This is a genomic window from Pseudoalteromonas sp. M8 (genome assembly GCF_018141365.1).
GTDB lineage: Bacteria > Pseudomonadota > Gammaproteobacteria > Enterobacterales > Alteromonadaceae > Pseudoalteromonas.
Map to the genome: position 1 here is coordinate 1,963,072 of NZ_CP047240.1, position 18,926 is coordinate 1,981,997.

At 43.6% G+C, this 18,926-nt stretch carries 20 protein-coding genes; 17 read left to right on the plus strand and 3 right to left on the minus strand.

Annotation, left to right across the window (positions count from 1 at the left end; genetic code table 11):
- Positions 1 to 2: 2 nt before the first annotated feature.
- The 5 genes from GSF13_RS13480 (at position 3) to GSF13_RS13500 (ending at position 4,784) form a co-directional block, all read left to right on the plus strand.
- Positions 3 to 647 carry a DUF6058 family natural product biosynthesis protein gene (locus GSF13_RS13480; RefSeq protein WP_010604542.1) on the plus strand — a complete coding sequence of 215 codons (645 nt, stop codon included), beginning with the start codon at positions 3 to 5 and terminating at the stop codon, positions 645 to 647.
- Positions 648 to 761: 114 nt separating this feature from the next.
- Entirely contained in the window at positions 762 to 1,895 is a 1,134-nt protein-coding gene (locus tag GSF13_RS13485; protein WP_249122781.1) for a DJ-1/PfpI family protein, read from the plus strand.
- A gap of 19 nt (positions 1,896 to 1,914) precedes the next feature.
- Positions 1,915 to 2,799 carry an alpha/beta fold hydrolase gene (locus tag GSF13_RS13490; protein ID WP_249122782.1) on the plus strand — a complete coding sequence of 295 codons (885 nt, stop codon included), beginning with the start codon at positions 1,915 to 1,917 and terminating at the stop codon, positions 2,797 to 2,799.
- Positions 2,799 to 3,500: a response regulator transcription factor gene (locus GSF13_RS13495; RefSeq protein WP_211868720.1), complete on the plus strand. Its 702-nt coding sequence runs from the start codon at positions 2,799 to 2,801 to the stop codon at positions 3,498 to 3,500. Before GSF13_RS13490 ends, GSF13_RS13495 begins: the two co-directional genes overlap by 1 nt.
- A gap of 21 nt (positions 3,501 to 3,521) precedes the next feature.
- Positions 3,522 to 4,784: a HAMP domain-containing sensor histidine kinase gene (locus tag GSF13_RS13500; protein ID WP_211868722.1), complete on the plus strand. Its 1,263-nt coding sequence runs from the start codon at positions 3,522 to 3,524 to the stop codon at positions 4,782 to 4,784.
- 81 nt (positions 4,785 to 4,865) lie between these two features.
- On the opposite strand, the gene GSF13_RS13505 is transcribed toward GSF13_RS13500, so the two are convergent.
- Positions 4,866 to 5,561: a hypothetical protein gene (locus tag GSF13_RS13505; protein WP_211868732.1), complete on the minus strand. Its 696-nt coding sequence runs from the start codon at positions 5,559 to 5,561 to the stop codon at positions 4,866 to 4,868.
- Positions 5,562 to 5,802: 241 nt separating this feature from the next.
- Between GSF13_RS13505 and GSF13_RS13510 the strand changes: the two genes are divergently transcribed.
- Positions 5,803 to 6,654 carry a GNAT family N-acetyltransferase gene (locus tag GSF13_RS13510; protein ID WP_211868735.1) on the plus strand — a complete coding sequence of 284 codons (852 nt, stop codon included), beginning with the start codon at positions 5,803 to 5,805 and terminating at the stop codon, positions 6,652 to 6,654.
- A 6-nt stretch (positions 6,655 to 6,660) separates the two neighbouring features.
- Here GSF13_RS13510 and GSF13_RS13515 read toward each other — a convergent pair whose 3' ends face one another.
- Entirely contained in the window at positions 6,661 to 7,557 is an 897-nt protein-coding gene (locus GSF13_RS13515) for a LysR family transcriptional regulator (protein WP_211868737.1), read from the minus strand.
- A 109-nt stretch (positions 7,558 to 7,666) separates the two neighbouring features.
- Here GSF13_RS13515 and GSF13_RS13520 point away from each other — a divergent pair, with 109 nt between their 5' ends.
- Positions 7,667 to 8,422 (plus strand): SDR family oxidoreductase, encoded by a 756-nt coding sequence (locus tag GSF13_RS13520; protein WP_211868739.1) that lies wholly within the window; start codon positions 7,667 to 7,669, stop codon positions 8,420 to 8,422.
- 24 nt (positions 8,423 to 8,446) lie between these two features.
- Here the strand turns inward: GSF13_RS13520 and GSF13_RS13525 are convergent, their stop codons facing one another.
- Positions 8,447 to 10,006: an ATP-binding protein gene (locus tag GSF13_RS13525; protein WP_211868741.1), complete on the minus strand. Its 1,560-nt coding sequence runs from the start codon at positions 10,004 to 10,006 to the stop codon at positions 8,447 to 8,449.
- A 158-nt stretch (positions 10,007 to 10,164) separates the two neighbouring features.
- On the opposite strand from GSF13_RS13525, the gene GSF13_RS13530 reads away from it, so the two are divergent.
- The 10 genes from GSF13_RS13530 (at position 10,165) to GSF13_RS13570 (ending at position 18,910) form a co-directional block, all read left to right on the plus strand.
- Positions 10,165 to 10,545 (plus strand): BlaI/MecI/CopY family transcriptional regulator, encoded by a 381-nt coding sequence (locus GSF13_RS13530; RefSeq protein ID WP_010604552.1) that lies wholly within the window; start codon positions 10,165 to 10,167, stop codon positions 10,543 to 10,545.
- A gap of 3 nt (positions 10,546 to 10,548) precedes the next feature.
- Positions 10,549 to 11,877, plus strand: coding sequence for a M23/M56 family metallopeptidase (locus GSF13_RS13535; RefSeq protein ID WP_211868743.1), 1,329 nt, complete (start codon positions 10,549 to 10,551; stop codon positions 11,875 to 11,877).
- A gap of 1 nt (position 11,878) precedes the next feature.
- Positions 11,879 to 13,222: a peptidoglycan DD-metalloendopeptidase family protein gene (locus GSF13_RS13540; protein WP_211868745.1), complete on the plus strand. Its 1,344-nt coding sequence runs from the start codon at positions 11,879 to 11,881 to the stop codon at positions 13,220 to 13,222.
- Positions 13,215 to 14,438 (plus strand): DUF418 domain-containing protein, encoded by a 1,224-nt coding sequence (locus tag GSF13_RS13545; RefSeq protein ID WP_211868747.1) that lies wholly within the window; start codon positions 13,215 to 13,217, stop codon positions 14,436 to 14,438. Before GSF13_RS13540 ends, GSF13_RS13545 begins: the two co-directional genes overlap by 8 nt.
- A gap of 88 nt (positions 14,439 to 14,526) precedes the next feature.
- Entirely contained in the window at positions 14,527 to 15,111 is a 585-nt protein-coding gene (locus tag GSF13_RS13550; RefSeq protein WP_010604556.1) for a GNAT family N-acetyltransferase, read from the plus strand.
- A gap of 116 nt (positions 15,112 to 15,227) precedes the next feature.
- Positions 15,228 to 16,160 (plus strand): class I SAM-dependent methyltransferase, encoded by a 933-nt coding sequence (locus tag GSF13_RS13555; protein ID WP_010371782.1) that lies wholly within the window; start codon positions 15,228 to 15,230, stop codon positions 16,158 to 16,160.
- A gap of 151 nt (positions 16,161 to 16,311) precedes the next feature.
- Complete coding sequence (locus GSF13_RS13560; protein WP_211868749.1) at positions 16,312 to 17,334, plus strand: histidine kinase; 1,023 nt, start codon at positions 16,312 to 16,314, stop codon at positions 17,332 to 17,334.
- Entirely contained in the window at positions 17,328 to 18,038 is a 711-nt protein-coding gene (locus GSF13_RS13565) for a LytTR family DNA-binding domain-containing protein (RefSeq protein WP_010604559.1), read from the plus strand. The genes GSF13_RS13560 and GSF13_RS13565 overlap by 7 nt, the downstream gene beginning before the upstream one ends.
- An 18-nt stretch (positions 18,039 to 18,056) precedes the next feature.
- On the plus strand, positions 18,057 to 18,236 hold the full coding sequence (locus GSF13_RS24745; RefSeq protein ID WP_249122783.1) for a hypothetical protein: 180 nt from the start codon (positions 18,057 to 18,059) through the stop codon (positions 18,234 to 18,236).
- Positions 18,237 to 18,322: 86 nt separating this feature from the next.
- Positions 18,323 to 18,910, plus strand: a complete 588-nt coding sequence (locus tag GSF13_RS13570) for an acyl-CoA thioester hydrolase/BAAT C-terminal domain-containing protein (RefSeq protein ID WP_249122784.1) — start codon at positions 18,323 to 18,325, stop codon at positions 18,908 to 18,910.
- Positions 18,911 to 18,926 lie beyond the last annotated feature (16 nt).

Below are 18,926 nucleotides of genomic sequence, written 5' to 3' on the forward strand. Positions count from 1 at the left end.
CAATGGAGCTACTTACCTATCTGCAGACGCATTTTATTACCAAAGAGACTTTGCTACGCGAGTCGCAGTTATCCCATCTTGAGTTGGCTATGCTAATTGAAAAGCGTTTGATGCCAAAAGCCGCCTATAAGTTAGCATTAAAGCTTGAATGTGATTCTTTCTTTGGCGAGCACAGTGATGAAAGCTGCCTAGAATTTTATCCGCAAGGCACTTTAGTGTGGCTTGGTGCTGTGTTGCAAGTAACGGATGAAGCACAAGCCTTTGCACTCTTTAGTAAACGTTATAAAAACCAACTGCATAGATTAAAAGCGCAAGGCTTTAATCCGCGAGATGCAAAACTGAATAACAACATCGATGCACACTTAGAAAGTGAATGGCAACATTTCCTTGGCGGTATCTACGGGCTTTGTACTAAAACGGGTTTACCTGAAGATATTGCAAATAAAGAAGCCGCTATCGTTATCATCAATGAGTATTTAGCACGAGATGAACATTTGAGCCCAGATGAACTAACCAACCTTCACCAAGTGGTTGATTTATTGGATGAGGCAAGTGCCTTATTTGCGCCTCATGAGCGTGAACGTAGCTCACGCAAGCGCTTAATCGACGACGTAAGAGCAAAATTTCCAAAGCCTTTAACATCATAATTAACTGTTTTTCGCTTTTTAAATCATGTGAATTGACTTCACATCCATTTCACACCTGTCCTCATAAAGTGTCTGTAACAAAACAACACAAGGGTCAACAGGCCCGAGGACAGGATGATGAACAAATCACTATTAACCTTATCTCTCGTTGCTGCCTTATCAGCAACTTCAATCAATGTGGTTGCGCAAGATGAAAATACACCTCATGTGCTCATGGTGCTCAGTAGTTATGGCGAAATGGGGGCTGATGGCTCTTTAAGCAAACCTGGATTTGAATTTGACGAGCTCAGTAAAGCGTATGCCGTGTTCAAACAAAATGGCATAAAAGTCACGTTAGCCTCGCCAAAGGGCGGTGAACCACTTGCCGATAAGTTCGATAAGAACAAACCCTACAATCAAGCATACAGTAACGATACGACTGCGATGGCGCAGCTTAAAAACACTAAAAGACTGAGTGAGCTAGAGCCCGCGCAATACGATGCTGTATTTGTGGTTGGGGGCAAAGGCCCAATGTTCGACTTGCATGACTCCAAGCCGTTACAGGCAATTATTCGTGATATCTACGTTAACAACGGCGTGATTGGTGCGGTTTGCCATGGTCCTGCGGCATTGGTGGATGTAAAGCTTGAAAATGGAGAGTACTTAATCGCTGGTAAGCGAGTAAATGGTTTTACTAACGAAGAAGAAGCAGCGTTTGGTAAAAAGTGGACCAAACAGTTTCCATTCCTACTTGAAGATAAACTCATTGAGCGTGGTGCATCGTTTGTGCAAGACGGTTTGATGTTGAATCAGGTCAGTATTGACGGTCAATTGATCACAGGGCAAAACCCTTTTTCTACGGTAGATACTGCCAAAGCGATGGTTGCGGCGCTAGGTCTGACGGTAAGCGAGTTACCGCGATTCAAAGACGATGAAAGTATCTTGTTGGTAGAAGAGTTCTTTTCAGATAGCAGTAAAGCGAAGGCGCGTTATTTAGCGGATAAGTCATCATTTGATCCTATGTTGCTCGGGATCTCTGGTTTATATCAAGCGCAGCATGCGCAAACTGCTCATCAACTTGCCGTGGCCGTTGAGTTGATGCAATTAACCCTCGCAGATATCGAACACCCCATGCTGTACGAAGCGCTAGTAAATGCACAGCTCAAACTAAATGATATATCTGGCGCAAAATCCACAATAGAAGCAGCGCTTAAAAAGCACGGTACGGCGGAGAGTTTGATTGCACTAAAAGAGAAAGTTTATGGTTAAGCAAAACTGGAGAAAAGCAATGTTAGTAGTGACTGGAATTATCGCGGGCGTTGCCGCTATTTGGTATGCAGTGTTTGGATTAAAGCCATACAGCGTTACGCCGGAGGAATTAACGCAAATATATAGCTATGAGCAAAAGGCGGTGGAGGTAAATCTTTCGCCATTAAAAGCCAATCACTTTGCGCTTGAGTACAAAACGTTTGATGGCGATAAAGTCAATGGTCATATTCTCTACCCAAGTAATTACGACGCGACTAAACCAATGCCCGTTATGGTGGGTGTCCATGCGATGGCTCGTAGTTATGTACGCTGGATACAAGAGAGCTTTAAGGGGCGTGATACGTTTGAGCAAACGGATGAGCTTACCAAAATGGCACTAGCAAATGGGTATGCAGTAGTTGCTATTGATTCGAGGAATCATGGTAAGCGTAAAAATCTTGAGCATAATATTATTGAAGTTATGCATGATTTAGATTGGTGGGGCAAGCGCGAGCCGTACGAAAAGTTAATTATTGATTCGGTAAAAGATCACAGGGTACTGCTTGATTGGGTAGCAACTCAGCCGCAATTTGATCAAGACCAAATCAGTGTTGCGGGATATAGCATGGGAGGTCAAATCAGTTTAATTCTAGCGGCGCTGGATAAACGAGTAGATAATGTATTATCAATTGTGCCGCCTTACCTGACTAACGCGGTGGCACGAGTGGCGATTAAAAACTTTGCGACGGCAGTTGATTCTCCCAAGGTGTGGTTGGTCTCGGCGGATGACGATGAATACACAAGCGAGCGTGAAAATGAAGCACTATTTGAAGCCATTGCGAGTGTGCAAAAACATCATGTAGTCATTGAAGGTGGACATCTCTTGCCTGAAGGCTACTACAAAAAACTACAAGGCTGGTATTAATGAAAACAAGCTCACAACTCAATATTTTAGTGATTGAAGATAACACCGCGATTGCAAGTAATATAGCCGATTACTTTGATATGCAGGGACATAATATGGACTTTGCTTATACGGGAGAGCAGGGTTGTGAGCTTGCATTAACGCAATATTTTGACTGTATTATTTTGGATATTATGCTGCCAGATATTGAAGGGCTAGAGGTCTGTCGGCGATTAAGGCTTCAAGCCGACAGGCATATTCCCATCATCATGTTAACTGCTCGAGATACCTTGGACGATAAATTAGCAGGATTTGCGCAGGGTGCGGATGATTACCTCACCAAACCTTTTTCGCTAGAGGAGCTAGCGGCCCGAGTCAGCGCATTAACTTGCCGATTAAATCCCACACCTGCTGCAAGAACACTTAGCGTGGGGAACGCAGATAAACAGGTTACGCTCAATTACCAAAATCAAACGGTAACGCGGGGTGAGACTGCACTCGTGTTACCACCAATATTGTTCAATATTCTTAAAATTTTGATGGAAAGTTATCCTCGAGCGGTATCAAAGAGTGAGCTTGTTGAGCGTATTTGGGGCGAGGAGGGCACTGACTCGGATTCTTTACGGTCACATATCTACCAATTACGTAAAGCGGTAGATAAGCCATTTCCAACTGCCATTATTAAAACCATTCACAGCGTTGGCTTAGTGCTGGATTTATAGCTGAAATTGCAACTGAGAAAAATGAAAACAAAACAACTAAGAAACCGCATCATCACCTACTTTGTCTCTATTGTAGTACTGCTCAGTATATTATTTTCACTGATCACTTTGCTTTTCAGCTACATTATAGAAGACAGCTTTTTTTATCAAATTTTAGAAGATGAAAGAAAGCAGATAGCGCTTCAAATCGTCAATAACGAGACACCAGAACCGCATTTTGACTTCGTCACGTTTCATCCGACAACCGACACTTTACCCTCGGTAGTAAGAACGCTACTCGCTGAGGAACCAAACCGCAAAGAGTTTAGTGCCGAGGCGGGTAAACATTATCATATCACCTTTCTAAACAAGCATGACCGTGAACAAGGTATATTGCTTGCTGAAGTAAGCGGCCATCTTGTGGTACGCGAACTTCGAGGCTTGATGCTTGGTTTTTCACTGACCTTATTGGCGATTGGATTAATCATTGCGTTATTGTTGGCGCTCGGTACGGTAAAGCTGGCAAAAAAATTACTTAAACCTTTGGATGAGCTAATGGTAATTGTAGAGGCAAGTCCCGTTGAAAACCTCCCGACCAATTTTGCATCTCAGTTTTCGCAAAATGAAATTGGTAAATTTGCACAAACGCTTGAATCAGCCCTTGCTCGTATTCGAGCATTCGTTGAGCGTGAACGCCAATTTACCAGAGATATTTCCCATGAATTGAGAACACCAGTCACCATTTCCCAAGGGGCGGTTAGTTTACTCAACCACACCGAGTTAAACAGTAAACAGCAAGAGCTGGTGGCAAGGATAGCGGAGTCTGACCAGCAGATGCAGCTAACACTAGAGGCGCTACTTGCCCTTGCCCGGGAAAAAGCCGATAGACCGGAGCAGACTAATTTACAATCTGTGATTGAAGCTTGCATTATTAATAACCAAGTGCTGTTTGAGCATAAAGCCCTAAGTATTGACTTACCCGGCAATGTATTTGTTCCTATGGCCGCGCAGGAGCTAAGATTGGTAGTACAAAACCTGTTACAGAACGCTGTACATCATAGCCAAGGTGAGCAAATTCATATTCGTTACAGAGATAATAAACTAACAATTGCGGATAATGGGCAAGGGTTACCAGAGATCTTTACGGCAAACGAGCAAGCCTTTGAGTCTGGCATGCGTGGTCCTAATAGTTTAGGCACAGGCATTGGCTTGTCGCTAGTAAAGCGTCTTTGTGAGAAGTTTTCTGTGGAGGTGATTATTGAAAGTGGCGAAACGGGTGTATCGGTTCACTTAAAGTTTGCATAGGGTTGTTGTTGACCTGACCCAACATAGTTTGAAAAGGCACGGTGACTTCTGTTATCGTGCCTTGAGAGAATTTAATTGAACTTAAGAAAACTCGGCGATAACCAATACTCTCTTGTGTTTAGCGCTATAAAAAACAATCCCTTCACCACCGCCTTCAAAATAAGTAGAGAAGCAGAAGGTACCAAGGTAAGTAAAATCTACACCGTGCTCTTCATCAAAAAAGCCAATTTCACGAGTGGAGTAGTGGCTGTAATTCTCGCCGCTTTGCTCATCCATAGCGTCAAAATAGCGCGTTTCATCATCACCTTCTTCATCCCACAAGTAGGCGTCCCAATTGCAACCGAGCATGGGTTGGCCACCTAATTCAAAGAGCGGGTCGCTTTCTTCGTTTTCGTCAAGAGAGTAGTTAAGTCGTTGATGCTTGGCGTAGAAGCTGGCTGCTTGCTGATAGTATTCGCTATAGTCTTCAAAATCTTCCTTATCTTCACTTAGGTTATCAACATTATGAGCGTCAACTTGCCACCCATTGTCTGTCAGTGAGTACGAGATATAAGGAAGGTCGCCATCAAAAATCTCCATAGAAATCGGTAATGCGATAAGTACATTATCATCGCTGTTTACGTCTAACTTTGAATAGGCAAGTAGTCCTATTGGTAATAGCTGATTGTCATTAAACGCGACATCTTGGCTACTCGGAAATGGCTTGTAAAAATCAGTCGCTTGTAACACTTTTATCGCTGGGGATGAAACTGCCGAATCTTTAATGTAGAGGGCCATAAAACAACTCCTTTTTATGGTTTATTTTTTTTGTAATTAATACATTAGGCTTGTATTTAGTGCACACCATATAGCGATGTGTGTGGAAAATCAATCAGTGTAATAACAGTTCGGGCGTTAGCGTGCCTGTCCTTTATATTTTCTCCAAATTTGTAGCTTATCATGCTTATGATAGGGCCATTGCAGTGCTGGATTGTCCGCTATAATACAAACTACATCAGGTGAGAAAAGTAGATACGCCATGGAAAATAGAACATTTAAAATAAAAGTAATGGATTTAACTGAATTAGAAATTGCAGCAAAGTGGGCTCTGCAAGAAGGGTGGAACCCTGGGCTTAGCGACGCACGGTGCTACTATCAAGCCGATCCAAATGGCTTTTTAATTGGCTATCTAGGCGATGAACCTATCGCTTCGATTTCGGTGGTTAAGTACGATGATTCATTTGGTTTTTTAGGCTTTTATATTGTTAAACCAGAATATCGAGGTCAGGGTTATGGGATGCAGATTTGGCAGGCTGGACTTCAATATTTAGCTGGTTGTAACGTCGCACTGGATGGAGTGGTCGCGCAGCAAGAGAATTACAAAAAATCGGGTTTTAAGCTCGCCTATCGTAATATTCGCTACGAAGGAGTGGGTGGCGGCGAAACGCCTGATTGCACAAACTTAGTGGCACTTGAAAGATTACCGATAGAAGAGGTCATTGCTTACGACAGTGCGTTTTTCCCAGCAAAAAGAGTAGCCTTTGTTGACGCTTGGATTAACCAGCCAAACTGCCACGCTTTAGGCATTAAACAGGATGACACACTTGTAGCCATAGGTGTGATCCGTCCTTGTCACGTCGGCTATAAAATAGGCCCTCTTTACGCTGATAACGTAGAACTTGCAGAAACACTCTTCTTAGCGCTTAGGTCCAAGGTATCAGCAACTGAGGCCATTTACTTGGATGTGCCAGAAGTAAATGCCGCTGCTGTTACGCTTGCACAAAAGTACAAGATGTCGCTTTCTTTTGAAACCGCAAGAATGTACACCGCTGAACGCCCCGATTTGCCATTAACGCGAGTGTTCGGTGTAACTTCGTTTGAAATTGGCTAGTTTGATTCAATCGAAGCGGTATTGCTGATAGGTTGAAGTCAATAGCTCAACAAACTCCCGTACCTTTGCGGGAGTATATTGCTTCGACAAGTACAGTGCGTGAATAGGATAACTTTCATCGTGTAGTTCAGGTAATAGCTGTACACAACTGCCCATAGCTAATTCATCTTTAAATGCCCATAGCGGCCCGTAATGCACACCAAGGCCAGCATTTACCCAATTTTTTAGCACTGCAACACTGTTGGCGATGAGTTTACCACTTACCGCGACGGCTTCACGGTGCAGGCCTTTACCGAGAATGAGCTGATTATCAAGTTTAGGTTTATTGTAAAAGATAAAGTCCAGTTTGCTTAAATCGCTAAAGCGTTGTGGTTGCCCCATGCGTTCAATATACGATTTAGAGGCCACCAAGACCCGTGGTACATGACCTAGTTGTCGGCAGATCAAGGAGGAGTCATCCAGTTTGCCAATCCTAATTGCAATATCGATTTGTTTAGCCTTGAGATCTTCAAAATGACTGCCGAGCAGTAACTCGATATTGAGCTCTGGATAGGTGGTTATCATGGTTTGTACCACAGGTGCAATGAAGCGCTCGGCGAAGTCGTGTGGGGCTGCAACCCTCAATGTTCCAGAAGGCAGTGCTGAGGTGCCTGAAATCGACTCTTCTAATTCCCTTTTTTCATCAAGTAATTGCTTTACGCCTTTATAGTACTCAAGCCCAACCTCAGTTGCGGCTGTTTGTTTAGTGGAGCGCTGTAAAAGTTTTACTCCTAATCGACTTTCTAAGTTTGCGAGCTTTCGGCTTACCGAAGACGGATCGGTACCTATCACCTCAGCCGCAGATTTGAGGCTGCCAGATTCAACGGTAAGAACAAATAAATCTTCTTCAGTAATCGATTTCATAGTGGATGTAAAAAATGCAATTAGTAAATGACTAAAATCACTATACCTGTATCCCTTTCACCTAGCTACACTAAAAGTCGATTGAATATTTCAAGTAGGAGAAATAGGTATGTCTAAGCAATTAACAGGTAAGGTTGCGTTTATCACTGGGTCAGCCAAAAATATGGGGAAGGATTTTGCTATTGCGCTGGCAAAGCAAGGCGCTGATCTTGTTATTCACTATCATAGTGCCCATTCTAAACTACAAGCATTTGAAACCCAGAAGGAAGTTGAAGCGCTGGGTGTTAGGACGACGCTAGTACACGGAGATGTCAGCAATAAAGCGCAAGTAATGAATATATTTGAGCATATTATTAGTGAGTTTGGCGGCGTAGATATCGTTATCAATAATGCCGGCACTATCAGCAAAAAACCGTTTGTTGAATATAGCGAGGAAGATTTTGACAGGCTGTTTGGGATCAACTGTAAAGGGGCATTTTTTGTGATGCAAGAAGCCGCTAAACATATTCGTGATAATGGTCGGATCATTAATATGGGCACTTCGCTGCTGGCAGCATTTACTGGAAATTATGCACTCTATGCTGGCTCAAAAGCACCACTTGAGCATTTCACTCGTGCGCTGGCAAAGGAAATCGGACATCGAGGAGTGACCGTCAATACTATTGCACCAGGTCCAATTGACACTGACTTTTTCCGTGGCGAAGAAAACGAGCAAACCATTAATTATTTGCAGTCTGCAAGTGTAATGAACCGACTAGGGCAAGTAGACGATATTACCCCTGCGGTGCTTTATCTTGCGTCGGAGCAATCACGCTGGACGACTGGGCAAACTTTGTTTGTTAACGGAGGTTTTGTCACTCGTTAAGTATGCTATTAGGGCACAAGTTGGTTAGGCGGTTTGTGCCAACGTTTTGTTCGCCAACAAGATGGTAAAAGTGGTGCCATTTCCGGCTTTGGAATTGACTTTTAAGTCACCTTCTAAATGTTTTTTGACGAGATTATAGGTGACGGAAAGTCCAAGCCCGGCATGACCATGTTGGCGAGCTGTGGTGTAAAAGGGCTCGAAGATCCGGTTTAGGACCTCATTACTCATACCGATGCCTTCGTCTTTGACTCGAATAAATATTTTATTGTCAGTGATCTCTAAACGAACAGCAGCAAAGGGCTGGGTATTAATATCATCGCTATAGCCGTGAATTCGGGCATTCTCAAGCAGTTGTAATAAGGTTTGCTGTAGCGCATTAACGTTGATTTTGACCAGTTGTTCCAGTTTTCCTGTTGCGCTAAATTCAACGCGCATCTTTAACTGGAAACGTGCCGTTTGTTCGCAATAATCGCGAATAACGGCTTCTAGGTCGACAAGTTGCTCGACGTCAGTTTCTTGCTCTGCAGAGATATTCTTGAACTCTTGTACTAGCTTTGCCGTTTTGCCGAGATTTCGCTCTGCGATAGACAACCCAGAATCCAATGCTGCCATAATTTCTAAAAACTCAGCGTGCGATAAACGCTGCGCTTTCATGCCTGTTTCCATCACATCCACTTGTTCTTGGCAGGACGACACCGCGGTAATTGAGACGCCAAGTGGGGTATTTACCTCGTGAGCCAATCCTGAAACTAAACTACCTAGGCTCGATAATTTTTCCGCCTCTACCAGTTGCTGGTGGATCACATGGATGTGGCTAAGGAGCTGGTTGATGGCAAGGCTAACATCAGTCAATTCATTGTGATTATCAATGTCGATACGTTTTTCGAGACTCGAGCTCTCAATAATGTGGTTAATTTGCGAGCGAATATGATCGATTGGATGTTGAATAGAGCGGTATAAGGCGAAGCCAACGGCAATTAAGCTCACTAATACAATCACAGAAAAAGTAATGAGCAACAACTTTAGTTGGCTAAATTGTTGCTCGGTTTGCTCCACAATACCGAGTGCGACATCATTTTGTACCTTGGTGAGTGCTTGTAATGATGCAGTTAACGGATCGAACTTTTCATAGAGTGCGGTAATAAACTGATTTTGCGGAATAGCTAAAAATGTCCCTTGATCTATCGCGCATTGGATTGTGGCAATATGCGTAAATACGGCCTGCATTTGGAACTCAATGAGTTCGACCTTGACTTGCTCCGCCGTCACCAAATAAGTGTTTAGATAGCTTTGCCACACGTTGTTCATGACCCGAGTAGCATCTGCTATTTGCATTAGCACCTCGTCTTTGGAGACCAGTCCTGCACGATACTTATGAAGTATGTCGACAATTTGAATCGCACCGTGATCTGATACTTTTTTTATTTGAATAAGCGGCACAACACGATCGGCGTATAGAGATTCTACTTCTGACTCAAGGTGAGCGTAACGGTTAAAAGCATATCCAAGCAGTAAGGCAAGCGCGATGACGGGAAATACAATTAGCAGCCATAGTTTATGGCGAATATTAATTAGCTCTAGCACTACAGATAACTCATTTTTTGCATATCAACTTGAAGTATAAGTGCTGTTGATAATGTCGCCATTTTTCGTGGTGAAAATTAAAAAAGCACAATATGCGACTTGTGTCGCACTTTTTTGTTTGTTAATGTGTGACATATGTCGCAGTTGTGAGAAAAACAATGAAACCAAACTCAACCGAACTAATCGTTTTAAAGATCCTTTGGCGTGAACAGCCAAGAACGGGCAAAGAAATTCATACAGAAATAGGATCAAAGCTCAGCTGGAGCTACTCATCAACTCGAAAAACCCTTGAGAGAATGTGTGAAAAGGGTTATCTCACCGAGCAAATGCAAGGCAACAAAAAAATATACTCAGCTGTGCTTGCTAAGGTACCGACTCTCGCACTTTATGCTCAAGAGTTTGCAAAGCAAATCATGGAGTTGGATGAACCACTTCCAGTCGCTATGTTTTCAGATAGTAAGTTAATTGCAGCGGATGAATTAGATGAATTGGAAGCCATGTTAGATGAGTTAGCTAAGACGCAAGGTGATAAAGAGTAAGGTATGGAACTAATATTACTTTCGGTCTTGCTGTGGGTGGCGCTTAGTGGCTTAACGTACGCGCTTGGAGTGAAATTTTCCGCTCGGTATGTACAGAATAAAGGACTTTGGTGGGGCGTGCTGGCTGTGACTTTTGTGCCTTGGATTCCACTTGAACACATGGGGCAACACAACGCGATTCCAGCCGTATTGTTTAATGCCAATTTACAACAATTTGCAGAGCCGCTGCTGGCAATGACGAAGCGCACTCAAGTTGCGTCTGACTGGCTAAACCTGACGCTTATGGCTGTATTTATGGTCTATTGCGTCGGGCTAATCGCTCATCTTTTGGTACTCGGGCGACAGTATTGGCGAGTAAAACGCCTCTGTAGCACCGCCTCAAAAATAAAGCTCGGCGCACCGAGTTGCTATCAATTGCCAATTACTTGCTCTCCTTTTGTGTTCGGACTGTGGCAACCTAAAGTGTATTTGCCGGTGGAATTTGACACGCTACCAGAGGCAGAACAGCAAGCACTTATTCTGCATGAGTTAACCCACATAGATAAAGGCGATCACATTGCCGTCGTAATTTGGCGAATACTCGCGACGCTTGCTTGGTTTAATCCGTTTATTGCAAAAATGGAACAGGGCTTTATTCGAGCGATGGAATATCGCTGTGATGAGGTGACGATAGCGAAGCACGGCCTTGAGCCTTTGGCTTATAGCAAAGCATTAATGAACTCTTTAAAACGGGCTGCTGCTCCGCCGAAAACGATGAATATGACAGCAAATTTTGCATCTAACTCTTTGACTTTAGATGATTATAAAAAGCGTTTTAGCGTTATTCTTAAATCTAAAAAGAAGCCAAGTAACCTTGTGTTGATAGGGTTTTTTGTGTTGCTTAGTTCAGGTTTAGCCTATGGCAATATTCAATGGACAATGGGAACGGCGATGGTCAGTAAAACATGGACATACCCAGTCGTCACACCTGAAATAACATCAAGGTTTGGGCATATATCGAACTTTCGTCACAATAAAGCACATCAAGGACTGGATTTAGCTGGCGGCGTTGGTGAACCTGCGATGGCGGTTGCCAGCGGTACGGTCACGATTGCTGATGATAAAACCTTGCCTGAGAATTACGGTAAAGTGGTGTTGATCCATCATGACAATGGTTATCAAAGTCTCTACGCACACCTTGATAGCATTGATGTTGAAGTGGGTGAGCAAGTATCGCAAGGAGAAGTGATCGGTACCATAGGTGAAACCGGTCGAGTCACTGGTCCACATCTACATCTAGAAGCTCTGCATAACAACACGCGCATTGATCCGCTGACCTTATTGGAAAATTAACATGATTAAAAAGCTTTCTATCGCCATTGCAATGATGGCAACTTTTGGCTGCTCGAAACAACCCGAGCAGATACATTCGGTTAATAAAGCGCAAGAGAACACCCTAGTGTCGGCGCAAGCAGAACAAGGCCAAGCTGTTATACATAATGGATCCGCTGAAGACTCAGTCGCGGCCCAAATCACCCAAGAGCTAAAGCCAGTTCAAGATGTTCGTTTACTTGAACTTAAATCGGGTGAGAGTTTAGCGAATCTTTTAAGTGAGTTTGCGTTCAGTGACCGCGATAGTTGGCTGGTGGAACAAGCCGTGAGTACGTGGACATCACTGACTAAACTCAAGGCTGGACAGTTAATAGAAGCAGAGCTTGTAGACGGACAAGTACAGCAGATCCGCTTTGAATATGCATTTGCACAGGTTATTGAGATTAAAAGAGTAGATGAACACTGGCATGCATCGCTAAGTGAGCTTGAAACCGTCACGCAAACAAAGCGTTTATCGACAAGCATAGATTCTAGTTTTTTTGTGGACGCCAGCAAAATCGGGGTACCCAATGACATTATCAATCAAAGTATCGTGGCCTTATCTCACCTTGTCGATTTTCAAAGAGAAGTATATGCCGGCGATCAAATCGATTTCGTATTTCAAGAACAGCAGCTTGTGGCAGCCGAAGAGTTACTCAAGCAAATCTCCAAACCTTTAGAATTACAACATGTTGCGCTACTTTCAGGAAAAGAAAAATACCGCTTATACCGGTTTACTGATAATGGCGGAACGACCGCTTTTTACCACTCAGATGGTACCCTCGCGCAAAGCTTTCTAATGAAAACGCCCCTTAACGGTGCTCGATTATCGTCAAACTTCGGTAAACGTCATCACCCAGTGTTGGGCTATACCCGAATGCACAAAGGGATCGATTTTGGTGCGCCTGTTGGTACGCCTATTATGGCTGCGGGTTCTGGAAAAGTACTCAAAGCTGGGTGGGGCGGCGGCTTTGGTAATCGCGTAGTGTTAGATCACGGTAAAGGCTATCAAACACTTTATGCTCACTTAAATGGCTTTGCGAACGGCCTCAAGGCTGGGACGCGAGTAAAGCAAGGCGATGTGATTGGTTATCTTGGTAATACCGGCCTGTCGCAGGCGCGTCACTTACATTATGAGGTGCATAAAGACGGAAAAGCCATCAATCCACTCACCCTAAAACAACCAAAAAACACTAAGCTAAGTGACACGCAATTTGATGAATTTAGCGCGCAGGTTGCACAAATTACCACACTGCTCGATAGCGAAAACACAAAGCTTGCTCACCATGATGGACAGTCGGGCCGCATAGGTAATGCCGATGACTAGTCCTGAAAGAAATCGCATTAACAGCCTCGACTTTATTCGCGGGATAGCAATCCTATGTATTTTGCTTATCAACATCGAAAGCTTTGCCTATCCCAATCCATGGGGCAGTTACCAATATGGCTTTATGACGGATATAGACAGTGAGGTAAGGTACTGGGTTTATGTATTTGCTCAGGGCAAGTTTTACGGACTGTTGGCGATGTTATTTGGCGCAGGTCTCACCATTATTCTTCAAAAACAGCCATTTGAATTTGCTATTAAATTAAGTGCGGCAAGGCTAGTGGCTTTATTTATACTCGGCCTTGTTCATGCCTATTGTATTTGGAGTGGCGACATTCTCTATCACTATGCCGTGATAGGAATGATTGCCACCACCGTCATATTACTTGGCACCCGGGCCATCAAAGGCAGCATAGTAATTTGTTTGGCGTTTATGTTAGTTGCAGGTTTTGGCAGAGCAGAGCGCACTATCGCCCAATACGATGCTTACCAAGCAGCACTCACTGTGGACGAAGCGTCTCGCACACGAGACCAGCAAAAAGCGATTAATCGGTGGCAGAATAAAACCGAACCACGGACACCCACTCATCGTACTTTGGAAGAAACGCCAAGCTTAACTGAGTATTGGCAGGAAAACTTTGACAGTCCGCAAGTCCACAAAGGTAAGCTGTTTTATTCAAGTATTTTTTGGTCCACGCTAATGATGATGCTGATAGGCTCACAGCTGTTTCAATGGGGATTGTTCTCAAAGACTAAACTTAGCCCATTTGCGGTTGTGGCACTACTTTGCTTGATTGCGGTGTCATGTTTTGCCACTCAAGCTCGCTATTTTCATTGGCTACAAAGTTCACATATCCCAGTGTTATCTTACGCTAAACAAATGATCATTGTACTTAACCGGGAGCTGCAAGCGATTGTTTACTTGGTTTTGTTATCTTTGCTATATAACTGTTGGTTGCATCGGTTCAAACCCCTGGAGGCGATAAATCAAGTGGGTCGATTTGCACTGAGCAATTACATTGGACAGTCACTGTTATTGGTGGTGATATTTTATGGCTTTGGATTACATAATACGCTAAGTCGCAGTGAGCTCTTGTTCTTATGGCTTGTTATTATGGCAGGGCAGCTGCTATTAAATGTGATTTACGGGCGATTCTTTAAGGTGGGACCCGTTGAACGTGTATGGCGCAAACTAACGATTACGTTACATGCATAATCGACTCGAATTTTTTACAAATTCGAACTTCATACCTAAGCTAATTTTGACCTAATATTGAAGTCGATACGTTAGCTTGAGGTAAAGTATGGAAATAGAAATAACACAAGGATGGGACATTGAGTATGCACAAGCGGCTGCTGAGCTTTATGTTGACGCGTTTGGTAGCAAATTCAAAGCTGCAGTGCCGGATCGCAATAAGCTGATCACTATCATCGCGAAGAGCTTCATCTCAGAATACTCTTTTGCTGCCTTTGCAGACGGCAAGTTAGTGGGGGTTGCGGGCTTTCAATATGGCAAAGGCGGTTTTACATCGAATATGGGCTTTACTGGACTCATTGATGAATTAGGCTTGCTAGGCGGGGTTAAAGCCGCAGCGGTGTTTACCCTATTTGAGCGAAAGCCTGCGCCCAATGAAGTAGTGATGGACGGCATCGCTGTTGCAAAATCGGTCAGAGGACAAGGTGTTGGCACTGCGCTTCTAGTGGCACTGCAGCGCTACACCAAACAAAGCGGGTTTCACGCTTTACGACTTGATGTAATTGATTCTAACCCCCAAGCAAAAAAGCTTTATATGAGAATGGGCTTTGTTGCCTCCCATCACGAAGATTTTTCTTATCTCAATTGGTTAATCGGTTTTAGCGGGGCAACAACGATGTTGTGGCGTCCATAAGACTGGTTTCCTTTGTTGCTAAAAATAAACGTGAAAGATAAGCAGGCCTTAACCATTTGCTTTTGTTGCGAAATAACAAGTAAAATGCCGAACTTTACGCATAACCAGACATCGACATGACAGCAATAAACCCTGTATCGACCCTCCTTAATCATCTGCAAACCCAAGCAGTACCAAACGAGCTTAGGCGTCTATTTCATGGACGTGGTCGTTGCTATGAAGGGCTTGAACAAATCACAGTAGATTGGTTACAAGGTCAGCTCTTAGTCTCTTTATTCAAGGAGCACGACGTTGACCTTATTGCGTCGTTAAAGCAGGCACTATTATCACTTGTGGAGACAGAAGCATTTAACGGAAAACTCTCTGCTATTTTGCTGCAACATCGTTATTTGCCTGACTCAGATCTTGAGGTTTTGTATGGTGAATTAACCGCTATGCCCATCGTTGAAGAAAATGGACTTAAATATGGCCTAAAGCTTGGCGTAAAGCAGAACATGGGACTGTTTTTAGATATGCGTTTGGGTCGTGAGTTCGTTAAAGCTCAGTCTGCGGGGGCTCGGGTACTTAATCTGTTTTCTTATACTTGTGGGTTTTCTGTTGCGGCAATTGCGGGCGGAGCTGCCCATGTTGTGAATCTGGATATGGCAAAAGCGGCGCTCAAGCAAGGCCGAGTCAACCACCAACTCAATGAACACGACCTCAGCAAGGTGTCTTTTTTAGGCCATGATTTGTTTAAATCTTGGGGAAAAGTACGTAAATATGGGCCGTACGACCTAATCGTAATTGATCCGCCAAGCTTTCAAAAAGGCAGCTTTGCACTGACCAAAGACTATCAACGTATTTTAAGAAAGCTTCCTGAGTTACTTACGCCAAATGCCCAAGTGTTGGCGTGTGTGAATTCTCCCGATGTTTCAAGTCAATTTCTGATTGATGAAATGACCAGAGAGGCACCAGCGCTTACGTTTGTTGAACGTTTGCAAAACCCACCTGAATTTAAAGACATTGATGAGCAAAGCAGCCTCAAGTGTTTACGGTTTAAAGCAAGTTAATCTATTTTTTAGCGCTTTAACTTGGATGTAAAAGTGTGGACTAATACAGATAACCATTTAGCATTGAAAAGCGACCATTCAGCAATATTCAGAGTGCTTTTCGACGCTAAATGCGTACCATGAACGTATTCAGTCACTATTTGTATTGATTATGGTCAATCTCACATTGCAGCGAAATGAACAATTCGCAATTTTAGCCATCGTTGCCGCAATAAGTTTTGCTATCAGTCTTACCGATTGGGTGCAGCGGGGCATGTTTTTGTCGACAAATATCGCGCTTTCTTCTCTTTTGGCGGTTGTGTTCCTCTACTGGTTACCTATGGTGATAAGTTACGTACTCATCATCCGTTTCAAGATAGGCAATTGGCCGCTGCAATATATCGGCTTTTACGGACTGATGGTAATGGGCTGTTTATGTTGGGGTGTACTCAGAAGTGGAATGTTAAATACCCATGCATTTTCACTGTTTGAGGCGCTAACCATCGCACTGCCTTGGTCTAGCGGTATTTTTGTGGTGATTAAGTTCTACCTTTCCCAAAAGTTGCTAAAACAAGAAAAACAGCTTCGCCAACTTGCCGAAATTAAGTTATTACACAGTCAGTTAAACCCGCACTTTATGTTCAATAGCCTCAACACAATTGCAGCCTTTGTACCAAATCAACCAGAAGCAGCACGGTCTTTGGTTCATAATCTCGCTGCGGTATTAAGATATTCATTAACGCATTCTGTGACAAGCGGAAAAATACCGAGCAAAGTATCCGTTGCCGATGAGCTAATTGCACTAAATCAATGGTGCGAGATAGAGCAAAGCCGGTTTGGGGATGCGCTTATCATCGACTTTGATATCGACGATGCATTATTGAGCGAAGTAATACCGCCAATGATTTTACAGCCACTTCTGGAAAATGCAGTAAAACATGGCAACAGTAGGCCGCTTCACATTGATGTATTAATCAAAAAGTTAGCGAACCAGTTAGTGTTTAAAATCAGTGACAACGGGGTGGGCTTTAAGGAGCAGGACATATTGAGTTCGTCAGATGCGGGACTCGGTCTTTCGATCACGCGCTCACGGTTAAAGTTAGAAGAAAATGCTGAACTTAGGCTTGGTAACGACATGCACACAGGTGGTGCTGTTGTCAGCTTTTCACTCACACGAGGAGCAAAGGAATGTTGAACATTGCCATTGTGGAAGATGAGCAACCAGCCATTGATAAATTAACTGAACAACTTAGCCAGATCACCAAGCACAACTTGGTACTGACTTGTAACACGCCATTAGTATTTCTTGATACATATCGAGAACTTGCGATAGATATTGTCTTTGTCGATATTAACTTGCCAGAATGCAATGGTGTTACTTTGGTCGAGAAACTTCAAGGAACGGGGTTTGCAGGTGCGATAATTTTTACCACGGCCTACAGTGAGTTTGCGGTTGAGGCCTTTACGCTCGGCGCGGTTGATTATTTGCTCAAACCGTATAGTACTGAACGCTTAGCGTTGGCGCTATCAAGAGTCAATCGTGTTATCGCGACAGGATTCGCCGCTACTTTAACGAGTAAGGTGGCGGGGAAAACCTCACTAATTGATGTCAGCAGTATCGAACTTATCAAGCTAGAATACGGTCAAGCCATTGCGTTTAGTAATGGACAGCAATATCCCATTGATGGCTCCCTTGAGGAGATCCAACAGCAATTGCCAACACATTTCTTAAGAGTTCACCGTAATGCCATTGTAAACCAAAGCGCGATAACGGCGTTTGAACGCTGGGTTACAGGGGGTTACCTTGTCAAGTTGCGAGATAGCAATTTACAAGTTGTGACCAGCCGGGGCGGTGCAAAACTACTCAAACAACAACTGAGCAACATAGGGCTCAGCTAACTCAAAAAAGGTAATAAAATGATGAAAACTATAATGCCATTTTCTTTGGTAGGGCTTCTTGCGGCCTGCTCAAACACGACTATACCAGATGTTAAACGTCAGTTTATCGATGATGGTCAGACTCATCCATTGGTTGTGGTGTTAGGTGGCAGCGAAGGGGGAATACACTCGCTAATCCTCAGTGGAAACCATTTTTAGATGGGTTTAATGATATTGGTGTCTCAGTAGCTGCACTTGGTTATTATGGCACTGAAAATACATCGAGCAGTGCAGCTGAATTATCTTTGGATGATATAGCCAAACGGATAAAAGCATTGAGTGCAGACCCAAAGATAAACCCAAATTGCGTGGCGGTGTATGGTTTTTCTAAAGGAGCGGAGCTTGCGTTATTACTCGGTGCGCACTTTGATGAGATAAACCATGTAGTGTCCGTCATGCCTAGTCACGTAAGCTGGAATGCTGTTAAGACCTTGTCTTCTCGCTCGAGTTGGATGCTTAGCGGCAATGCTCTGGACTACATTGATGCACCCCTGTTGTCATGGAAAATGCAAAAGGGGAACGTAACGGGAGAGTTTACACCTGCCTTTGAGGCTGCATTGGCAGAGGCAACGCCTGAAGCAATTGCAGCCGCTCGCATCCCGGTTGAAAACACCAATGGGCCAGTGCTACTGGTCTCTGCCAAACACGATGAAATTTGGCCATCGTACAAAATGGCCGGATATATTGAAGCTGATTTACGCGAAGCTAGTTTTTCTCATCCATTTAAACATATCGCACTTAACTCGGGTCACTATAGCTTTAACAAAAAAGTGCAAACTGAGGTAAATCAATTTTTAAGCGAAACCTTGGTAGCACGTTGCGCGAATAAGTAGCAATGAATTCACCTTG

Excerpts from the sequence above, each read along its gene's own strand:
- GSF13_RS13480 (WP_010604542.1), top strand. The coding sequence starts at position 3 with ATGGAGCTACTTACCTATCTGCAGACGCATTTTATTACCAAAGAGACT.
- GSF13_RS13485 (WP_249122781.1), top strand. The coding sequence starts at position 762 with ATGATGAACAAATCACTATTAACCTTATCTCTCGTTGCTGCCTTATCA.
- GSF13_RS13490 (WP_249122782.1), top strand. The coding sequence starts at position 1,915 with ATGTTAGTAGTGACTGGAATTATCGCGGGCGTTGCCGCTATTTGGTAT.
- GSF13_RS13495 (WP_211868720.1), top strand. The coding sequence starts at position 2,799 with ATGAAAACAAGCTCACAACTCAATATTTTAGTGATTGAAGATAACACC.
- GSF13_RS13500 (WP_211868722.1), top strand. The coding sequence starts at position 3,522 with ATGAAAACAAAACAACTAAGAAACCGCATCATCACCTACTTTGTCTCT.
- GSF13_RS13505 (WP_211868732.1), bottom strand. The coding sequence starts at position 5,561 with ATGGCCCTCTACATTAAAGATTCGGCAGTTTCATCCCCAGCGATAAAA.
- GSF13_RS13510 (WP_211868735.1), top strand. The coding sequence starts at position 5,803 with ATGGAAAATAGAACATTTAAAATAAAAGTAATGGATTTAACTGAATTA.
- GSF13_RS13515 (WP_211868737.1), bottom strand. The coding sequence starts at position 7,557 with ATGAAATCGATTACTGAAGAAGATTTATTTGTTCTTACCGTTGAATCT.
- GSF13_RS13520 (WP_211868739.1), top strand. The coding sequence starts at position 7,667 with ATGTCTAAGCAATTAACAGGTAAGGTTGCGTTTATCACTGGGTCAGCC.
- GSF13_RS13530 (WP_010604552.1), top strand. The coding sequence starts at position 10,165 with ATGAAACCAAACTCAACCGAACTAATCGTTTTAAAGATCCTTTGGCGT.
- GSF13_RS13535 (WP_211868743.1), top strand. The coding sequence starts at position 10,549 with ATGGAACTAATATTACTTTCGGTCTTGCTGTGGGTGGCGCTTAGTGGC.
- GSF13_RS13540 (WP_211868745.1), top strand. The coding sequence starts at position 11,879 with ATGATTAAAAAGCTTTCTATCGCCATTGCAATGATGGCAACTTTTGGC.
- GSF13_RS13545 (WP_211868747.1), top strand. The coding sequence starts at position 13,215 with ATGACTAGTCCTGAAAGAAATCGCATTAACAGCCTCGACTTTATTCGC.
- GSF13_RS13550 (WP_010604556.1), top strand. The coding sequence starts at position 14,527 with ATGGAAATAGAAATAACACAAGGATGGGACATTGAGTATGCACAAGCG.
- GSF13_RS13555 (WP_010371782.1), top strand. The coding sequence starts at position 15,228 with ATGACAGCAATAAACCCTGTATCGACCCTCCTTAATCATCTGCAAACC.
- GSF13_RS13560 (WP_211868749.1), top strand. The coding sequence starts at position 16,312 with ATGGTCAATCTCACATTGCAGCGAAATGAACAATTCGCAATTTTAGCC.
- GSF13_RS13565 (WP_010604559.1), top strand. The coding sequence starts at position 17,328 with ATGTTGAACATTGCCATTGTGGAAGATGAGCAACCAGCCATTGATAAA.
- GSF13_RS24745 (WP_249122783.1), top strand. The coding sequence starts at position 18,057 with ATGATGAAAACTATAATGCCATTTTCTTTGGTAGGGCTTCTTGCGGCC.